Source organism: Pseudoalteromonas sp. SG44-17 (genome assembly GCF_014164235.1).
In the GTDB taxonomy this organism is placed as follows: domain Bacteria; phylum Pseudomonadota; class Gammaproteobacteria; order Enterobacterales; family Alteromonadaceae; genus Pseudoalteromonas; species Pseudoalteromonas rhizosphaerae.
Map to the genome: position 1 here is coordinate 44,982 of NZ_JACJEV010000011.1, position 20,608 is coordinate 65,589.

The following is a 20,608-nucleotide window of genomic DNA, read 5'->3' on the forward strand; positions in this document are numbered from 1 at the left end:
GTGTGCCGCGATTTTACACTAAACAGTGTAAATTTACTGATCTAGTAACGCGATTTCTTGTTTTATTTTACTGATTTTTTTATAAAACGGCTGATTTTTACGCACCGCTTCAGGTAGGCTTGCTAGCACTTCGCGAGCAGCATTTAAGTTATCAAAGCTGCCATAGGTTACCACCCACCAAATTTTATCGTTGCGGCGTGTTTGATAGACTTTACCAAGTACTTGCAGCGACTGTTTAGCAACAAACTGCTCGGCGATTGTTTGCTGAGTTACCGCTAGTAACTGGATCACGACCTTACTATCCGGCTGTTGTAGATACCAAGCATTATCTGCTGGCATAATTTGCTGCGCTTGAGGAACAGGCTCTACCACAGTGGGTTCTTCAGCCAAGCTAGTCGTGATATCAACAGGCTCTGCAACTGGCGCTAAACTATCGAGTATTGCCGCAACATTATTTTCCTGAGTAGGATTATCAATAAGCGGCTTGTCTTGCTCTGGTTGAGCTTGTTGATCAGCTGATTGAGCATCTGCAGCTTCTACTTGTGAGGAATCTATTGTCACCGCTGGTTCTGTTACAGCTTGCTTTAAAGTATCGACTGCGATTGCCGTCGCCACTGGAGTTTCAGGTTGTGGCTGATAAAAATCATGCCACCAACGGGTCATATCAGATTTATATAAAAAGCCAATGATGAGTAACATAATAATCACTAGCAGCGTTATTAAATGTACTCGCCAAGATACTTTATCAGTGACTACAACCTTAGCTGTATGCTGTGTTGGTTGCCACGCTAACAATAAACTCGGATTACCGTGTGCTTCGCGCAAAAAGGTTTGAAATACCGGGTCTTCATCATAAGGTAAATCATTAAAATAGCACTTCATCAACTGTTTACTTTCTGCTATTGAAAGTGCTTCAAGATGAATTTCAACAGCGCTTTTAAATTGCCCCACTGATTGCGATGCCAGTAAGACATATAAAGTAGTAGGACTATGCTTGGTAAGCGTTGTTAACTCTTCGACCATTTCTTCAGATAAATGCCGTCCACCATCTAACACCCATAAACATGGACCACAGTTTTGCTGTTTAGCTAGTTGGTAAAAATTTTCTGACAGGCTTAGGTTTTGATCAATTAACGGCGAGCGGAAGCTTTGTTCCAGTAACTCACTCATCAATTGCATATCACTCATACGCGCACTTAGCTGCACAAATGACTTATTAAAATCACTGTATTTATCAGTAATGAAGGTTTCGAGAAGATAACTTTTACCAAGTCCAGAAGGACCCAGTAAGACAATTAAATTTTGCCCATATTCAAACTGTAGGGCAATCCGATCAACCAAAGCCGCACGGCTAGGTAAGATTTGCGATTGCATTAGCGCCCTATTAAATCTCGGACCTGTTGATCTGAGACATCATCAACCAACGCGCATTGACCAAACTGAGTAGGAAGAATAAAACGGATCGTGCCTTTTTTATTCTTTTTATCTTTACGCATATGATGAAGGAAATGTTCAGCAGTCATCACATCAGGGATCTCACTAGGCAAATTATATTGCGCTATTAAGGTAACGATCCTTGCAACTTCTTGTGCACTTAAATCACCACGAGTATGAGCTAGCTGTGCTGCTAATACCATGCCAGTGGCAACAGCTTCACCATGTAGCCATTGGCCGTATCCCATTTGCGCTTCGATAGCATGTGCAAAGGTATGGCCTAAATTAAGTAACGCTCGTAGTCCTGCTTCTTTTTCATCCTGAGCGACAATCAGTGCTTTAATTTCACAACAACGAAAAATCACATGCTGAATGGTTTCTTCATCCAAAGCCTGTAATTGCGCGGTGTTGTTTTCTAGAAAAGTAAATAATTCTGTATCGTAAATTAAGCCATATTTAATAACTTCAGCCATACCGGCTGCAAATTCACGAGCAGGAAGTGTATGCAATGATTGAGTATCAATAAACACGGCTTGCGGCTGATAAAAAGCCCCAATCATGTTTTTACCCAAAGGATGGTTAACCGCCGTTTTACCGCCAACTGATGAATCAACTTGCGATAATAAGGTAGTGGGTACTTGAATAAACGGTACTCCGCGTTGATAGCAGGCCGCAACAAAACCAGTCAGATCACCGACCACACCACCACCAAGGGCGATTAAGCAAGTATCTCTGCCGCAATTGTTTTCAAGCAAAAAAGCCGAAATTTTCTCAAACCATTCCAGTGATTTATATTGCTCACCATCAGGAATAATAAAACTTAGCGGATTTAAATCAGCTAATAACGCCATTGCATCGCTTAAGTACAAAGGTGCAATGGTGTCATTAGTGATAATGATAGGTCGACAATCACCAATATGATGATGCAGCCTGTCAGTCTGTTGAAGAGCAGATTGACCAATATAAATAGGATAACTTCGCTCGTCTAAATTAACTGTTAATTCAAGCATCGCTAGTATCCTTTCTTATTGGTATTTAAAAATCTAATTTCTCGATGATTTGATTAGCGACAACTTTAGCGCTTTGCTCATCAGTGCGTACAACAAAATCAGCTACTTCTTTATACAACGGTTCGCGTTCTTCAGCTAAGCGCTCTAATACATCACGAGGTGCTTCTTCTGTTTGCAGTAATGGGCGACGCTTGTCGCGCTGCGTGCGTGCAACTTGCTTTTCGATAGGTGTCTCTAGGTATACAACAATACCACGAGCCGAAAGCTTGTTTCGTACTTCTTTACTCATCACAGAACCACCACCAGTTGCAAGTACAATACCTTGCATTTCTGTTAGATCGCCAATGACAGATTCTTCACGAAGTCGAAAGCCTTCTTCACCTTCAAGATCGAACACCCAGGCAATATCTGCACCGGTACGGCGTTCGATTTCTTGATCAGAATCGACGAATTCAAGGTGCAATTGATCTGCAATGTGACGACCAATTGTGCTTTTGCCAGCCCCCATAGGGCCAACTAGAAATATATTACGTTTTTCAGCCATATCTTTTAGTACAAACGAACTCTAAAATTTGAAATAAAACCCCGCCTAACGACCTGGCCCCAAAATTAAGGAGGGGATTATCTCAGTAATTGATTGGGTATTTCAAGTCAATTAGAACAAAAAGCCAATTAACGAGCAATTAAAGTCAATAATTGCCCATTGTGTAAGAATAAATCAGTGTAAATTACTCTATTTGGATTTTCGGAGTAACGAAAATCAGCAATTCTTTCTTTTCATTGAACTCACTAGTGCTTCTAAACAGCACTCCTAGGTAAGGAATATCACCTAATAATGGTACTTTTTTAACTGAGTTAATGATTTGCTGCTGGAATATACCACCAAGTACCACGGTTTGACCATTCTCAACCAGTACTTGGGTTTGAATTTCTTGGGTATCAATTGCAACTGCAGGACCAGTTCCAGTTTGTACCGTATCACCTCGGGTATCTTGGGTAATGATTAAATCCAAGATAACTTTATTATCTGGGGTGATGTGTGGTGTTACCTCAAGACTCAATACTGCCTTTTTAAAGCTAACAGTTGTAGCACCACTTGAAGCAGATTCAACATACGGTATTTCGGTACCTTGTTCAATGCGTGCTTTTTTCTGGTTGGCAGTCGTAATGCGCGGACTTGCGATAATTTCACCACGGTTTTCTTCTTCAAGCGCGGTTAGCTCTAAATCAAGTAACGTGCCATTTGCTAATTTAGCAACGTGCATACCAATACTGCCAGCGGCACCTGTGATAGGCAAGTTTACATTAAGGCGATCAGAAATACTTGGAATGGTGCCGTTAGAAATCGTATTAGCACCTTCTAAGGTACCTGAAATACCATCAGTGCCTTGTTGATCACTAAACCCCCAACGTACTCCTAAGTCTTCTTTTACGTTATCACGTACAGTAACCATACGTGCCTCAATAATAACTTGTCTAACCGCTATATCCAAAGTTTCGACCATACGGCGAACACTTGCAATGCTTTTAACGGTGTCTTTAATTAACAAGGTATTGGTACGTTTATCAACGGATACACTGCCGCGAGCACTAATAATGCTGTTAGTGTCGGTTTTCAGTAAATCAGCAAACTCTTCCGCTTTAGCATAATTCAAACGAATATATTCACTATAAAGCGGCTCTAAATCTTCAACTTGTTGTTTGGCTTTTAGATCTTTCGCTTCGCGGGCGGCAAGCTCTTCAGATGGTGCAACCATTAATATAGAGCCATCCATACGCTTATCTAAACCTTTAACGCGTAATACCACGTCAAGAGCTTGATCCCAAGGCACACCATCTAAACGCAGAGTTATGTTGCCACTGACTGAGTCACTGGTTACTAGGTTGAAATCATTATAGCCGGCAATAATTTGTAATACGGCACGCACTGAGATGTCTTGAAAGTTTAAGGTCATTGGGCGACCTTGGTATTCTTTACCACCTTCTAAATATGAACGTTGCGAGTCATCTTTTTCAACTGTAAGAGTAAGGATATTTTCAATTTGCTGATAAGTAAATTTAAACGCTGCATTAGGAGTTATTACCACCCTGCTCATATTATTTTCTTTAAATGTCTCAATTGAGCTGACCACAGTGCCAAAATCTAGCACATCTAGCTCATATAATAAGTCATCTAAAATATCGGTATGATGAAATTCAGCAATAATTTTACCGCCACTTTCATGCACATCAATCGCAGCTTGAGTGTCTTGCAAGAATACTAATACTCGTGCTTCACCTTTTTCACCACGACGAAAATCAATAGACTGGATTGAGTTAATGTAATTGCCAGTCACTTCTTTGGCGGTATTAGCATCTTCTTGTGACGTGATAGGATTATCGGAAACGTGTAATGAAACAAGATTATTATTAACCGTTGTTTGGTAAATTTTTAAACGCTCTAAATGAACAGTGACAATCAAGTTACCATCAGCAGCTACACTATTAACTTTTTCAATACCGCCTTGGTTGATTTGTACTTCACTTATACCTTGTTCAACATCAGTGGCATTAAAGCGCATTTCAATACGGGCTGGGTTATTAAATACCTGAACTTTTGGTTCTTCACTCAGCTCCTCATCAAATACCAGCTGTAACTGTGTTTCTCCAGCTATTAATGGGCTATAACGAATGTCATACAATAACGGAGTTGCCATTGCTGATTGCGTGATAAAAAGGGCAATAACAACAAACAAAGCCTGATGAATGCGATTACTCCAAGATACTCCCTTATGCATTTTAATTTTACCTTTTTTATTTTTAACTAGTGCCATTGGAGCCCGCCTCTAACATTTCAAGCTTCGTAAGACGTTCTTTCCAACAACCAGACCCGTCGGGTATTAATTCTAACAATTCTATATAATCACTTTTAACATCTTGTACAACACCATGATATAAACCAATATGATTACCCACAGTCACTCGGTGCAAAGTATCATCTGCAGCTTTAATTAATGCCCATGTTTGGCCACCAGAACCCAGTGTGCCTTTCATTGCCAGATTATCCAACGGATATTTCTCTAAAACTTCACGCGTACGATCAGGATCAGGATGTAAACAGTTTTTAACTTGGATCATGTTATTTTGAATAATTTCTGGCTGCGGCGCAACAAAAGGACTACGTAGTTGCTGTGCATTGTATTCAAAGTGCTCAAATTGGATCAGTTTTGGAATGGCCTCAACTTTAGGTGTAGTGCTGGCTTTTACCTGATCAATAAACTCTTTTTGCTCAGAGGTATCATCGTTACATGCGCTCACCAAAATACAGCCGAGTAAAACCAAGGCTAATTTTTTCATTTTTTAGCCCCTACTTTTTTCACGCCGCCTTCGTAGCGGTAAGTTTTGGCGACCACGCTAAATGTCAGCTTGCCTGAATCTGAACTAGTAATTGAAAAGTCATGCAAACTTACGATACGAGGAAGTTGCGCTACTTTGCCAACAAAATCACCAAACTCATGGTAGCTACCTATTACTTCAATTTTAATCGGCAACTCAGTATAAAACTCTTTTTCCACTTCTGGTAACCAGCCAATTTTAAGAAAGGTTAAGCCACTGGTCGTGCCCACATAAGATAAATCATCAAGTAAGCCTGGTGTTTCGTTTGAAGTCGGTAAGCGCTTTAGCAATAAAGAAAACTTTTCTTCCATTTCAACCATTTGTTGACGGTAAATTTCTAGATTACTCGCTAGTGAGTATTTCACTCGGTAGTTACTGCGTAACTCAACTTCTTTACTAACCGCATTATGGTAGCTATCTATTTCATCTGAAACCAATAAGCTGTAACTGAAAAACAATACGAGGGCCGCTACAAAAGTGCAGCAAATAATCTTGACAACTATTGGCCAGTCGCCAATGTTTTCAAGCTCAATTTCGTTCCATTCAATCTCTGTTAACGCTTTGATATCAAGGTTCATTATTTAACCTCTCCAATCTTATCAAAGGGTTTTACATAAAATTCCATATTAAAATCACTCAATAAACGAGACGATTTTTCACCAGCAATAATACCTTGCATTATCGGCTTTTCGAGCAGATAGGAATTTTGTACTTGGCGTAACATATTTGACAAGTAATTATTTGATTCGCTACGACCAACCACATGAATTGCACTACCACGACGCTCTAACTTAGTTAGATACACCCCCGTTGGTACAATTTTGGCAACTTCATCCATAATTTGCGTACCCAAGTTTCGACTACTTTGCAGTTCTTCGATTAAGCGCATACGTTGCTGCAAGTTTTCTTTCTTTTTGTCTAATTCACGTATTTCACTAATACGTTTATCTAATTGGCCAATTTCAGCTGAAAGGTAATTATTTTTAATATTTTGACCATCTCGTAAACTACCGTAATAACTACTGAGTAAATACATACTGATAAAACTGCCAAGCACCACAAAAAACAAAACAGTGGCAAATTTATTCTGTGATTGTTTGCGCTGCTGTTCGCGCCAAGGCAGTAGATTTATATGTGGCATGATGAAAAACTCCTTAATGCCAAACCAGTCGCTATTGCAAATTGAGTACGATGACGCTGTAACACATTGCGATCGACATGATGGGAAATATCCATATTTTCAAAAGGCTCTGCCACTATGGTATGGATGCCTAGTTCTTCGATTAGCAGTCGATCGAGGCCATCAATCATCGCTGTGCCACCAGTGAGCACAATGTAATCGATTTGATCTTTGCCACTGGTAGTTAAAAACATCTGCACTGCGCGGCGTACTTGCTGTAATAATGAGGTTTGAAATGGTGCCAATACTTCAAACGTGTAGTTAGGCGGAAGATCGCCTGTAGTTTTACCTATTTCAGCTTCATCAAAACTTTTATTATAATAAGCTACTATGCTGTTAGTGTATTGATCGCCACCAAATACTTGGTCTCGGGTGTAAATCGTTTCACCGCCAAGTACCACACTTACCAACATAAGTACCGCGCCAATATCGACCACTGCTACACACTTATTAAATGCATCGCTTGGTAATTGCTGATAATACACATCCATTGCGCGACTCAGGGCATAGCTTTCTACATCAACTACTTTTGCTATTAAGCCAGCTGATTCTAATGCACCAACACGAGCTTCAACACTTTCGGTACGCGCAGCTGAAAGCAACACATTCATTTTGGAAGGATCGGCTTCGTTGGTACTGAGCTTTTCAAAGTCTAGGCTAACTTCATCTAAAGGATAGGGAATAAGGCTGTCAGCTTCGATTTCTATTTGCGACTCAAGCTCTGCATCTGAAAGCGTAACATCCATAAAAATTACTTTCGTAATGACGGTTTGTCCCGATACTGCTACTGCTGCCGAACGAATTGACTTTGGTAACTTACGCTTTAATTTAGTAATGATATTACCAATCGCCTCAATATCTTGAATATTGCGCTCAGCCATTGTACCTTTTGGCATTGGCTCAATTGCTAACGCTTCGAGCCTATAGCCACTGTCCGTTTCATTCAGTAACACTGCTTTTATAGCATGTGAACCGATATCTATCCCTACCATCATCGATGAAGACTTATTCAATAGTTGACTTAGCATGTTCGCAACTTGGCCTTTGTTTTAAGAATAAACAAGTTATAATTTTTATATGAAAAAATACTATTCATTTTTTAATCAATATATACTAGCAGTCTCCGATTCTAATTGGGAGTCCATTTAGGGAAAATATAAGTGATTTTATTAAAACGAACTTTACAATTTTTTATCATCTGCGCGTTTTTAGGGCTCATTACCTTAGTAAGCCTTTATTATTACGTTAAATCTGATATCCCCAGTGTGCAAGTTTTAAAAGACGTGCAATTACAAACTCCTATGCAAGTCTTTTCGAAAGATGGTTTGTTAATCAACCAGTTCGGTGAAAAACGCCGCATTCCAGTGACTATAGAAGAGATCCCACAACCACTCATAAATGCTATTTTAGCCACTGAAGATAACCGTTTTTATGACCATATAGGTATAGATCCTATAGGTATTTTACGTTCAGCGCTCGTATTAATTTCAACTGGTGAGAAAAAACAAGGCGCAAGTACTATAACAATGCAGTTAGCTCGTAACTTCTTCTTAACACGTGAAAAGGCCTATATTCGTAAAGTAAAAGAGATCTTCATTGCGTTACACATTGAGAACTTACTTACCAAGGATGAAATACTCGCTTTATACCTAAATAAAATAGAGTTAGGTAATCGTGCTTTTGGTATCGGAGCCGCTGCACAAGTCTATTATGGTAAGCAACTAAACGAGTTAACTTTAGCGCAAATGGCAATGATTGCAGGCTTACCAAAAGCGCCTTCAGCTTTAAATCCGATCAGAAACCCAGTTCGCGCCAAGGCACGCCGTAATGTGGTACTCAGACGTATGCTTGATGAAGGTTATATCTCTCAAGCAGACTACAACCAGAGCTCTCAAGAACCAATCACGGCAAAATTTCATGGTGCCGAAATAGACTTATATGCGCCTTATATATCTGAAATGGTGCGTGCAGAAATGGTCGCTCGTTATGGCTACGAAAAAGCATATAATACCGGCTTTAAAGTTTACACCAGTGTTGAATCTGACGTACAAGCCGCAGCGCAAAAAGCACTCGTTGATAATCTCCATGCATACGATATGCGCCATGGCTATCGTGGCCCAGAGCAGCAACTGTGGGATTTTGAAACGCAACCTGCCCTAAGCTCTAGTGAAATTTTAGCAAAGCTTGAGCCGGTAAAAGAAATTGCCCCGCTATTAACGGCAGCAGTTTTGTCTGTAGGAGAGCAAACGGCAACAGTGTTATTAAAAAGTGGTGAGCAAGTCACTCTAGACTGGGATAATCTCAAATGGGCGCGCAAATACATTACGCGTTACCGTCAAGGTTTTCCACCAAAAACAGCTGCTGACATACTCAATCCAGGTGAGCAAATTTGGCTACGTAAAAATGACGATGGCAGTTATCTACTCAGCCAATTACCTGAAGCCTCAAGTGCATTAGTATCGCTGGATCCGAATGATGGTCGCATTAAAGCAATTGTTGGCGGTTATAGCTTTGAACAAAGCCAATATAACCGAGCCGTGCAAGCAAAACGTCAGGTCGGCTCTAACATTAAGCCGTTTATTTATTCTGCGGCGCTGAATAATGGTTATACCTTAGCGTCTATTTTAAATGATGCGCCAATCAATCAATGGGACAAGAGCCTAGGGGTTGCATGGCGACCAAAAAACAGCCCTGCGGTATATAACGGCCCAATCCGTATTCGTCGTGCTTTAGCACAATCGAAAAACGTTATTTCGGTGCGCTTACTGCGCGGTGTAGGCTTGCAGCGCACAGCTGATCACCTATTAAAATTTGGCTTTCAAAATAATGATATCAATCGCAGTGAATCGCTAGCTTTAGGTAGTGCGTCAATCACTCCTTTAGAGCTTGCCCGTGGCATGAGCACATTTGCCAATGGCGGTCATTTGATCACCCCTTATTTCATTAATGAGATTCAAGACTCAGCAGGTAATGTGTTATTTAAAACAAAACCATTATTAGCGTGTGATCCTGTTACGCCTCAGCTAACAATGACTCAATTTGAGTCCACTACAGGGTTAAATACCAGCCAAACAGCAAATCATTGTGCGCCGCGCATCATATCTAAACAAAACGCGTTTTTGATAGCTGATGCGATGAATAGCGCAATTTGGGGAGGCGGTAGTTGGGCCCATAAAACGGGTTGGAGTGGAACCGGTTGGCGTGCTCAGGTATTAGATCGTCGCGATCTTTCCGGTAAAACGGGTACTACTAATGACTCTGTCGATACTTGGTTTAGCGGCTTTAACCGTAATGTTATGACCTCGGTCTGGGTTGGATTTGATAATCCAGGTAACCCGCTTGGTCGCTCGACGTATAACAACAACATGGATAATACCCAGATCTCTGGTGCAGAATCTGGTGCTAAAACAGCTCAACCGGCATGGATTGACTTTATGCGAGTAGCACTCAAAGATAAGCCAGAAGCACCAATCGAGCCACCTGAAGGATTAGTGTCGGTACGAATCGATTTAGCAACGGGACTCTTGAGTCAAAAGAACGATTACACTAGTCGCTTTGAATACTTTGAAAAAGGCACCTCGCCCACTAAGTATGTGATGCAGCATGTAGAAAACGTTTTTGAAGAAGAAACTAAAACAGAAGAAGAGCTGTTTTAATATTAATATGTCGCGATATAAAATCGCTGCTACATAAAAAAAGCGCCAATCGGCGCTTTTTTTATTTTACAAACTCAGAGCTCATTTTAAGTTTTGTATTAACCAATATAAATCAGAATGCACGCCTGCTGCGGTAACTTCTTTGCCTGCACCAGGACCTTGGATCACCAACGCATTATCGTTATACCACTGACTGTTGATAACAAAAATATTATCACCTGGAGTTAAGTTAGCTAAGGCATCACCCTGTGTTGCATAAGCTAAACCGACTTTAGCGGTTACTTTGCCATCAGCAATTGTTAACGCACCGGTATAACGCAGTACTTTGTTTTCTTTGGCGGCTAACTGCGCTTTTTCAGCAATAAAGTCATCAAGCAACTGCTTATTAGCTAAAAAAGACTGCCAATCACCTTGCGCTAGTTGCTCTGGCATCAACGGTGTTAAGCCAATCTCATCAAGCTCTAAGGTGAGCCCTAATTCACGAGCTAAAATTAATAGCTTACGCTGCATATCACGCCCTGATAAATCTTCCCGTGGATCAGGCTCGGTGTAACCCATTTGCTGCGCTTGCAACACTAAATCGGAAAACGCTACACTGCCATCATAACTGCTACACAACCACGATAAAGTGCCTGAGAACACGCCTTCAATATGGGTAATACTGTCGCCACTGTTTTGTAAATCAGCTAACGCAAAATTAATTGGTAAACCCGCACCAACACTGGTGTTATAACGCCATAATAAGTTACGTTCAGCTAAATTACGGCGTAAATTTTGATACCAGTCATTATTTGCAGTGCCCGCATATTTATTAGCACTGATCAGGTGACAATCTAAATTTACAAACGCCGGGTAAAGCTTACTAAACGCTTCACTAGCAGTAATATCAATCAGCACTTTATGTTCGTAATCGAGTTCGCTGATACGTGTAAGTAAATCAGCTTCTTGGTAATCTATTGCTTCGTTTTGCCACTGCGACTGCCATTGCTCAAGCACGATACCACTTGGGCTGAACAACATAGAGCGCGAGCGTAATAAACCAACCAGCTTAACGCTGAAGTGTTGCTGCAAACGATTAAGCTGCTGACTTAGTTGCTCAATAAATACTTCACCAACATTACCAAGGCCAGCAACAATAATGGCAAGCTCTTGGCCTTTGTTAATCAGCTTATCATGCAATAAGGTCAACACATCACTATCAATAGATTGATCCGTTAGTAGTAATATGTAGTCTGCGTCTTGATGGCTAAAGCGCGGCACTAAACTTTGCTCACTAAGCACTTGCGTTGCTTGTTCAAATAATTGCGCTACATCATTTCGTGGCGTCACAACAGCGCAACCATGTAAGTTCGACTCAATAATATTAGCGCGCCCTTGCAAATGACTCACCACCTGATGAGTCGCTGCTGCCGGCACTAGTAAGTAGGTATCGCCGTTTTTAATAAAATGATGCAAGCTGTGTTGAATAAGCTGACTTAATTCGCCAATTTCACCGCCACGCAGCTGATCAATACGCAGTAAATCAATATTTTCTAAGGTAGTGATAAAACGCTTAGCTTTGCTGTAACCTTCTTTGACAATTTCTGTCGCGCTAGCTTCGCTGTCGTAACTACTGCGAACGACTAATTTGATATCAGTATTTTTTAATGGCGAGAGAGTTTTAGCATGTAACACTGGGTTGCCCAAACGCGCCAGTAAGTTTGCTTGGCCACGACATACTTTAGAATACTTAATCGCTTTTTTTACTTTACGAGGGTCGGTACTAAACACCCCTTGGGTATCAGTCCAAATTGATACCTGACTAGCATGACAATAACTGCTTAACAAAGTCGCGCTGTAATCACTGCCATTGCGCCCCAAAGTAACTGTATTTGCTTGGCAATCAGCGGCTATAAAACCAGTAACAATATTAATGCAATTGGCTGAAATTAACTCGGCACAGGCTTGTTGATTTTTTTGATGTAATAATTGCCCATCATTAAGGGTAAACAATTGACGAGCATCAACATCTTGAGCTGCAACATTTAACTGTTTTAAATAGCTAGCCAATAATCGTGCCGACCAAACTTCACCGTGAGCAAGCAATGCGGCTTCCTGTAAGCTTTGCTGTTGAGTTTGCTGTGCAATTAAGGCTAGCTCTTGTTCTAATACGTTTAATGCCGTATGTCGCGCTGCTGGACTCAATAACTGCTCGATCAAAGTACGTTGATGATTATCAAGCTGCAATAAAATATCACTCACTGCCTGTTGATCACCTTGCTGGTAACTCTGCCATAGCGTAACTAACGTATTAGTAGTTTTACCGGCTGCGGATACCACCACACAATCACCGGCTTCCGTATGGGCTAGAATAATATTTGCTACGGCCTGATAACGCTCTGCAGAACTAAGGCTAGAACCACCAAATTTATGAACTATATTTACCATTTTTTATTACCACAAAGCCGTATGTGCAGGAGTCAGTTTAAATGAGCTTGATTGCTCATCATCTTGTTGTTGAACAGAGGAAGCGATTACTTTTGCGCCGTGCTGAGCTTGACCTGGTTTCACTTTATTGAATACACGATCTAAGTCAGCGATTAAATCTTTTACATCTTCAATGCCCACCGAAATACGGATCAGGGTATCACCTACTCCAGCAGCAAGACGAGCAGTTGCCTCCATACCTGCGTGGGTCATAGTTGCAGGGTGACAAATCAAACTCTCAACCCCACCTAATGACTCAGCTAAGCTAAATTCTTCTAAGCTGGTCAAAAATTCTGCAGCATCATTAATATCACCTTTGATATCAAAGCTTACCATGCCACCAAAACCACGTTGCTGCTGTTTAGCGAGTTCATGCTGTGGATGAGATACTAATCCAGGGTAATATACTTGGCTTACATAAGGGGAGTTTTCTAGATATTGGGCAATAATAAAGGCATTTTCTTGATGCTGACGTAAACGAACATTCAAAGTACGTAAACCACGTAACGTTAAGTAGCTATCAAACGGGGCACCGGTAATGCCAATGTTATTAGCCCACCAAGCAAGCTCATCACCCAACTCTTGGGTAGCGGCGATCACCGCACCACCAACAACATCTGAGTGACCGTTAATATATTTAGTGGTCGAATGCACCACAATATCAACACCAAACTCAATTGGGTTTTGCAAAGCAGGTGATAAAAATGTGTTATCGGCACCAACCAACGCACCGCACTGCTTAGCAATCGTGGTGATCGCTTTAATATCGGTTAACCGTAAGATAGGATTACTCGGTGTTTCAATCCAAATTAGCTTTGGTTTTATCTCAAGAATTTTTTGATGATTTTCAGATTTAGTTAAATCTAAAACCACTAACTTTAATAAGCCACGCTTTTCAAGTGAGGTGAATAAGCGGTAACTACCGCCATAGCAATCATGTGGGATCACTAAGGTATCGTCACTGTTTAGCAGCTGAGTAGCTAAATGCACCGCAGCCATGCCCGTTGTAGTGATAATCCCCTTAGCGCCACCTTCAAGCTTAGCGAGCGTTTCAGCGAGTAAATCACGGTTTGGGTTGCCGCTACGGCCATAATCATATTGGCGCTTTTTATCAAAATCAGCAAATGAGTAGGTGGTCGATAAATGAATGGGAGGCACAACCGCGCCGTGATGTTTATCTGCATCAATACCATTGCGTACTGCAATGGTTGCTTTATTCTTTTGACTCATACCGTCACCTACAATTAAATGGATGTTTAGACGTCTAAAAGGTTAGAGGATCAAATTTAATAAGTCAAAGCATTTATGCGGTTTTAGCCGCAAGATTAGAAGTAAAAACATTTAAGCCGCTAGATGGCTAAAAAACAAGTATTTGACTATCTTTTTTAACACGATAGAATTTCGCCATCTTTGCGCTGCAAAAGGTCGCGCAAACAATTAACAACCTGAGGCAACGATACATCCTATGGCTAAATGGAATGGTGAATATATTCACCCATACGCAGAACACGGGAAAAAATCAGAACAAGTTAAAAAGATCACCGTTTCGATCCCGCTAAATGTATTAAAAGTTTTGACTGATGAGCGTACTCGTCGTCAAATTAATAATCTTCGCCATGCAACAAATAGCGAATTACTTTGTGAAGCATTTTTACACGCATTTACTGGCCAACCACTGCCAAACGATGAAGATTTACGTAAAGATAATCCAGAGAAAGTGCCTGAAGAAGTGAAAAAAATCATGCTTGAAATGGGTCTCGAAGTACCTGTACTCAACGAAGATTAAGTTATCATTTGTATATATTCCTGCTTCAGGAATTGGCTACAAAAAACCTCAGTAACGTAAGTTACTGAGGTTTTTATTATTGTGCCATTACCAATTGCAGCTAAGCAGCTACTCCATGTAGTTTTCCGGCATATCAATTTGTGCAACACCAGAATCAATTGCCGCTTGCGCTACTGCTTTGGCAATGCGCGGTAATAAACGCGGATCCATCGGTTTTGGAATAATATACTGCGCACCAAATTCAAGTGTCTCAACACCCGCCGCTTTTAATACTTCCGCTGGTACTGGTTCTTTAGCAATGCTACGAATAGCGTCAACCGCAGCAATTTTCATTTCATCATTAATTTTGCTTGCACGCACATCTAGCGCACCACGGAAAATAAATGGGAAACACAGCACGTTGTTAACTTGGTTTGGATAATCTGAACGACCCGTTGCCATGATTAAATCATCGCGAGCACCATGAGCAAGCACTGGAGAGATTTCTGGATCTGGGTTTGAACAGGCAAACACTACAGGTCGATCAGCCATTAGCTTAAGATCGTCAGGAGAAAGTAAATTTGGGCCAGATACACCAACAAATACATCGGCATCAGCAATAACATCTTGCAGTGTGCGCTTATCTGTATTGTTAGCGAATAACTGTTTGTACTCGTTTAAATCATCACGACGAGTATGAATAACGCCTTTACGATCTAACATGTAAATATGTTCACGCAATGCGCCACACTTGATCAGTAGCTCCATACACGCAACCGCTGCGGCACCGGCTCCTAAACAAACGATAATCGCATCTTCGATTTCTTTGCCTTGTACTTCAAGTGCGTTGATCATACCAGCAGCCGTTACAATCGCGGTACCGTGTTGATCGTCGTGGAACACTGGAATGCTACAACGCTCGATCAATGCTTTTTCTATTTCAAAACACTCTGGCGCTTTAATGTCTTCTAAGTTAATACCGCCAAACGTATCAGCGATGTTAGCAACTGTATTGATGAAATCTTCGGTGGTATTGTGTTTCACCTCAATATCTATCGAATCTAGACCCGCAAAGCGTTTAAATAATAACGCTTTACCTTCCATAACCGGTTTTGAAGCCAATGGACCTAAGTTACCTAAACCTAAAATAGCGGTGCCGTTAGTAATAACCGCAACCATATTGCCTTTACCGGTGTATTTGTAGGCATTAGCGGGATCAGCAGCTATTTCACGTACCGGTTCTGCAACACCGGGGCTGTATGCGAGTGCAAGATCCTGTACGGTTTCAGCTGGCTTTGTAAGCTCAACGCTAATTTTTCCTGGAACGGGGTGCGAATGGTAATGTAAAGCTTGTTCACGAAAGTCTGACATAACGCGATTTTATCCTGCAAGTAAGTTAAGTTGAAAGTGAGAGTAAGCAGTTCTTATATCTTATAGGGAACGATACCTATATTATAATTAAATTCAAGCAATATCAGGTCTATCCTGTTATATGCTATATCCGTTAATTTTATGCGTTTTGTCAGCATTTTTTGCAAAAAAGCTTCAATTTTCGGCTATAAAAACGCCACAAAGCATCAAAAAACCCATCTTAAAATGCTCATTATGCAACGCTTTAAAGCAAAAATAATGGCCTATGACTAAAAACCATCAAAGTAAGACGTTAACAACATTTAACCGCAAAAGACCTAACTTTACCGACAAAAACGTTTAATTTATCGCTTTAACGAGAATGACAATATAGTCAACAAATCACTATTTGTCTGTTATTTACTCGCTATACTGGATATAAAAGTGGGAAATAGTCACAACATAATGAATGCGTAAAGCTGGAGTACTAGAGCAAGAAATAAAGACTAAAAGGCGGTGTTTTTAATAAATAGCAGGCATAAAAAAAAGCACCCTAAGGTGCTTTTTCCGACAAAACAACAAGAATTACTTGCTGCTAAGTGAACCGAAACGCTTGTTAAAGCGATCAACACGGCCACCTGTGTCTAAAACTTTTTGCTTACCAGTGTAAAACGGGTGACACGCAGAACATACGTCTAAGTGAATGTCTTTACACAGAGTAGAACGAGTTTCGAATTTATTTCCACATGAACATGATGCTGAAATTACTTCGTACTTAGGGTGAATACCTTCTTTCATAGAAACCTCTAGTTAAGGCCGCATCGCTCTCCAAACCCGGAGTCTGGCACCATACGTCGTTAAAACAAATTATTTAGGACGCGTATTCTAAGCAACAACCCCACTTGCTACAAGCTTTAAATGTCGTTTTTGCTAATAAAATGAACAAAAGTTTTAAAGAAGATATTTGCAGGTAGGTTTTCAGCCATAATTTTAGTACATTAACTCCCTTATTCGTTCTTGTTTGGGTTGTTATGAGTTTTGTTGAAGTTGCTATAAAAGTACCGTTGCATCGCACCTTTGATTATCGCATTCCAGAGCAACTCGATGGTTTATCGGTGATGCCTAAAGTCGGTGCGCGGGTATGGGTGCCATTTGGTAATCAGCGCAAAGTTGCGGTAGTACTGGCGCTAAAAACCAACACCGATGTGCCGGTTAATAAACTTAAAGCAGTGCTTGAAGTGATTGATGATGAAGCCGTTTTATCAGAGCGACATATCGAATTATTGCGTTTTACTGCGCGCTATTATTGCTACCCACTAGGTGAAACAATTCATATCGCCCTGCCTGGCGCGCTGCGTCAAGGACTGTGCCCAGATAAAAGCAGTATTAGTATGGTGGCACTAACTGAAAAAGGCGCTAAATTACCGTCTTTAAAAGCAAAGAGCCAACTAAGCTTACTCAAACAACTGGCAGATTCGGGTAAATCATCACTTACAGAATTAAAAGCGCTGGGGTTTAGTAAAAAAACTATCGACAGCTTACTTAACAAAGAGCTGATCAGCCAAACGATTGAACACGACAACCAATGGCAACAACAACTTCCCACCGTAGGCACTAAGCCGACTCTAAATAAAGAGCAAGCAGTAGCCTGTACCACCATTAATCAAGCGGTCGGTTTCAATAGCTTTTTACTAGAAGGTGTCACTGGCAGTGGTAAAACCGAGGTTTACTTACAATGCCTTGAAGAGGTTTTAAAACGCGGTGAACAAGCACTCGTACTAGTGCCTGAAATTGGCCTTACGCCACAAACGGTTAATCGATTTCGTCGTCGCTTTCCTGATACGCCGATTATGCTGTGGCATTCAGCACTGACCGATAACGAACGCTTACAAACTTGGCGCTTTTGTGAAAAAGCCAGTTGCGCAATTGTGATTGGTACACGTTCGAGTATCTTTTTACCATTTTTAAAGCTTGGTATGATCATTGTTGATGAAGAACATGACGGTTCATTTAAACAACAAGATACCTTACGTTACCATGCCCGTGATTTAGCCGCATACCGCGCTTTTCAACATAAAATACCGCTGATTTTAGGCTCAGCAACCCCGGCGCTCGAAACCTTGCATAAGGCAATTCATAATAAATACCAACTACTGAGCCTAACACAACGTGCGCAAACCAGTACCGACAATAAATTTCAGCTGATTGATATGAAAGGCCAGCCGGATCAAGCTGGTATAGCTCATGCCAGTCTTGCCACTATGCGTCAGCATTTAAAACGAGGCAAACAAGTGATGGTATTTTTAAACCGTCGCGGTTTTTCGCCTACCCTGATTTGCCATGAATGTGGTTGGTTAAGTGAGTGCACACGTTGCAGCACTAGTGCGACTTTTCACAAAGCCATCGGCCAGATGATTTGCCATCACTGCGGTGAACAAGAACGCGTGCCGCATCAGTGTCCAGACTGTGGTAGTACACAAATATTTCCTAACGGCAAAGGCACCGAACAAATAGAAGAGTTTTTAACAACCGAGTTTCCTGATACCCCGATTAGCCGGATTGACCGCGACTCAACGCGTCGTAAAGGCAGTTTAGAAAAAGCCCTAGACGATATAAACCAAGGCGGTGCACGGATTTTAGTTGGCACCCAAATGCTTGCCAAAGGTCATCACTTTGCTGATGTGAGCTTAGTATTGATCCTTGATGTCGACGGCGGCTTGTACTCGTGCGACTTTCGCGCCACAGAGCATTTAGCACAATTGGTTACTCAGGTGGCTGGCCGTGCTGGGCGCAGTGGCGAACCTGGTCATGTATTATTGCAAACTCACTTTCCCGAGCATCCTTTATTACAAGATTTAGTCAATAATGGTTATCAAGATTTCGCCCGTTTTGCACTGCAAGAGCGCGATGACGCACAGCTACCACCAATAACTAATATGGCGATTGTCCGCGCCGAAGGTCACAACATAAAGCAAGTGGTCGATTTTTTAACAGATTTAGTTCCAGTCCAAGGTCTAACTGGTATACAATTGCTAGGTCCGATCCCTGCACCGCTCGAGCGAATTGCAGGGAAATATCGCTTTCAATTGCATATTCAAGCGCTCGAACGCCCTCTATTACACCAATATCTCGCGCAAATGGTAGACTACTTAAGTACCAGTAAATTAGCGCAAAAGGTGCGATGGAGCTTAGATGTAGATCCAATAGATATGATTTAAGGTTAGAAGCCCAATACCACCATGGCACAACACGATTTTATTAATAAAAAACCGGGCAACCGTAACAGCAAAAAAACAGCGCCACCGAAAAAACCATTCCCCGTATTATTAGTACTGGTTACCGTGCTACTTGTTGGCGGTTTTAGTTTTGGTTTATGGTATGTCAAAACCAATGCAGATCCAAAGCTGGTTGAACAACAAGCAAACCCAACACCTGCAAAAGTGCAACAAGAGTTGTCTAAACCACGCCCTCCTGAATTCATAAAAGAAATCAAAGAGCATGAAATTCAAGTTGAAGTAAGAGAGCTTGAACAAAAAGGCCCTTATGTAATGCAATGCGGCTCATTCAGAACCCATGGCCAAGCAGAAACCTTAAAAGCTAAAATTGCATTTGCCGGATTAATCGCCGAAATTCGTGAAACAACTGGCACTAACGGTGTCTGGTATAAAGTGCGTTTAGGTCCTTATAAAACCAAACGTTTAGCCGAAAGTGATAAAAACAAACTAAAGCGTAGCAAAATAACTGGTTGCGGAATTTGGAATTGGACTTGATTTTAGCCCATTAACCCATATTAACTCATCATCAATCGCTTTTAACGAGTCGCCCCTGCGACTCGATGATGAGGAATAACATGACCACTATTGTAAGTGTACGTCGCGGCGATAAAGTCGTCATTGGTGGCGATGGCCAAGTTTCACTTGGTAACACCGTAATGAAGGGCAACGCCCGCAAAGTTCGACGCCTTTATAATGGCAAAGTGATCGCCGGTTTTGCTGGCGGCACTGCTGATGCCTTCACCCTGTTCGAACGTTTTGAAAGCAAGCTTGAAATGCACCAAGGCAATCTAACCAAAGCCGCTGTTGAAATGGCTAAAGATTGGCGTAGCGATCGCGCCTTGCGCAAACTCGAAGCATTGCTTGCTGTTGCCGACTCCACAGCCTCACTGATAATTACTGGTAACGGTGATGTTGTGCAGCCTGAAAATGATTTAATTGCCATTGGTAGTGGTGGTAACTTTGCCCAATCAGCTGCAACTGCCCTACTTGAAAACACCGATTTAAGCGCCCGCGAAATTGTTGAAAAAAGCCTGACAATTGCCGGCAACATTTGTGTATTCACAAATAACTTTCAAACCATCGAAGAATTGTAATAG

At 41.3% G+C, this 20,608-nt stretch carries 17 protein-coding genes; 5 read left to right on the top strand and 12 right to left on the bottom strand.

The annotated features are described in order from the left end of the window. Positions 1–33: 33 nt before the first annotated feature. From H5182_RS10035 to H5182_RS10070, 8 genes are all read right to left on the bottom strand, one after another. The gene (locus H5182_RS10035; RefSeq protein WP_182759960.1) at positions 34–1,374 is read right to left on the bottom strand and encodes an AAA family ATPase; all 1,341 of its coding nucleotides are present in this window, start codon (positions 1,372–1,374) and stop codon (positions 34–36) included. Then, entirely contained in the window at positions 1,374–2,444 is a 1,071-nt protein-coding gene (aroB, locus tag H5182_RS10040) for a 3-dehydroquinate synthase (RefSeq protein WP_182735074.1), read from the bottom strand. The genes H5182_RS10035 and aroB overlap by 1 nt, the downstream gene beginning before the upstream one ends. Positions 2,445–2,469: 25 nt before the next feature. Then, positions 2,470–2,988 carry a shikimate kinase AroK gene (gene aroK, locus H5182_RS10045; RefSeq protein ID WP_008466255.1) on the bottom strand — a complete coding sequence of 173 codons (519 nt, stop codon included), beginning with the start codon at positions 2,986–2,988 and terminating at the stop codon, positions 2,470–2,472. 184 nt (positions 2,989–3,172) lie between these two features. Next, positions 3,173–5,257, bottom strand: coding sequence for a type IV pilus secretin PilQ (locus H5182_RS10050; RefSeq protein ID WP_182731698.1), 2,085 nt, complete (start codon positions 5,255–5,257; stop codon positions 3,173–3,175). Beyond that, a complete protein-coding gene (locus H5182_RS10055; protein WP_145238529.1) occupies positions 5,244–5,780 on the bottom strand; it encodes a pilus assembly protein PilP in 537 nt (178 codons plus the stop codon). Before H5182_RS10055 ends, H5182_RS10050 begins: the two co-directional genes overlap by 14 nt. Continuing rightward, positions 5,777–6,397, bottom strand: a complete 621-nt coding sequence (locus H5182_RS10060) for a type 4a pilus biogenesis protein PilO (protein ID WP_182735072.1) — start codon at positions 6,395–6,397, stop codon at positions 5,777–5,779. The genes H5182_RS10055 and H5182_RS10060 overlap by 4 nt, the downstream gene beginning before the upstream one ends. Then, complete coding sequence (locus tag H5182_RS10065; protein WP_145238523.1) at positions 6,397–6,960, bottom strand: PilN domain-containing protein; 564 nt, start codon at positions 6,958–6,960, stop codon at positions 6,397–6,399. Before H5182_RS10065 ends, H5182_RS10060 begins: the two co-directional genes overlap by 1 nt. After that, complete coding sequence (locus H5182_RS10070; protein ID WP_182759961.1) at positions 6,948–8,027, bottom strand: pilus assembly protein PilM; 1,080 nt, start codon at positions 8,025–8,027, stop codon at positions 6,948–6,950. The genes H5182_RS10065 and H5182_RS10070 overlap by 13 nt, the downstream gene beginning before the upstream one ends. Before the next feature lie 132 nt (positions 8,028–8,159). Between H5182_RS10070 and H5182_RS10075 the strand changes: the two genes are divergently transcribed. Beyond that, entirely contained in the window at positions 8,160–10,655 is a 2,496-nt protein-coding gene (locus H5182_RS10075) for a penicillin-binding protein 1A (RefSeq protein ID WP_182757924.1), read from the top strand. Positions 10,656–10,736: 81 nt separating this feature from the next. Here the strand turns inward: H5182_RS10075 and metL are convergent, their stop codons facing one another. Together metL and metB are read right to left on the bottom strand one after the other, a co-directional pair. Beyond that, the gene (gene metL, locus H5182_RS10080) at positions 10,737–13,082 is read right to left on the bottom strand and encodes a bifunctional aspartate kinase/homoserine dehydrogenase II (protein WP_182759962.1); all 2,346 of its coding nucleotides are present in this window, start codon (positions 13,080–13,082) and stop codon (positions 10,737–10,739) included. 6 nt (positions 13,083–13,088) lie between these two features. Next, positions 13,089–14,351, bottom strand: coding sequence for a cystathionine gamma-synthase (gene metB / locus H5182_RS10085; protein WP_182759963.1), 1,263 nt, complete (start codon positions 14,349–14,351; stop codon positions 13,089–13,091). Between the two features lie 235 nt (positions 14,352–14,586). On the opposite strand from metB, the gene metJ reads away from it, so the two are divergent. Beyond that, positions 14,587–14,907, top strand: coding sequence for a met regulon transcriptional regulator MetJ (metJ, locus tag H5182_RS10090; protein ID WP_016709540.1), 321 nt, complete (start codon positions 14,587–14,589; stop codon positions 14,905–14,907). 108 nt (positions 14,908–15,015) lie between these two features. Here metJ and H5182_RS10095 read toward each other — a convergent pair whose 3' ends face one another. After that, a complete protein-coding gene (locus H5182_RS10095; protein WP_145238508.1) occupies positions 15,016–16,257 on the bottom strand; it encodes a malic enzyme-like NAD(P)-binding protein in 1,242 nt (413 codons plus the stop codon). A 564-nt stretch (positions 16,258–16,821) separates the two neighbouring features. After that, positions 16,822–17,034, bottom strand: a complete 213-nt coding sequence (gene rpmE / locus H5182_RS10100) for a 50S ribosomal protein L31 (protein WP_145238505.1) — start codon at positions 17,032–17,034, stop codon at positions 16,822–16,824. A gap of 233 nt (positions 17,035–17,267) precedes the next feature. On the opposite strand from rpmE, the gene priA reads away from it, so the two are divergent. From priA to hslV, 3 genes are all read left to right on the top strand, one after another. Then, a complete protein-coding gene (priA, locus tag H5182_RS10105) occupies positions 17,268–19,454 on the top strand; it encodes a primosomal protein N' (RefSeq protein WP_149982625.1) in 2,187 nt (728 codons plus the stop codon). A 21-nt stretch (positions 19,455–19,475) separates the two neighbouring features. Next, positions 19,476–20,006, top strand: coding sequence for an SPOR domain-containing protein (locus H5182_RS10110; RefSeq protein WP_182759964.1), 531 nt, complete (start codon positions 19,476–19,478; stop codon positions 20,004–20,006). Positions 20,007–20,086: 80 nt separating this feature from the next. Next, a complete protein-coding gene (gene hslV / locus H5182_RS10115; RefSeq protein WP_145238496.1) occupies positions 20,087–20,605 on the top strand; it encodes an ATP-dependent protease subunit HslV in 519 nt (172 codons plus the stop codon). The last annotated feature ends 3 nt before the right edge of the window (positions 20,606–20,608 follow it).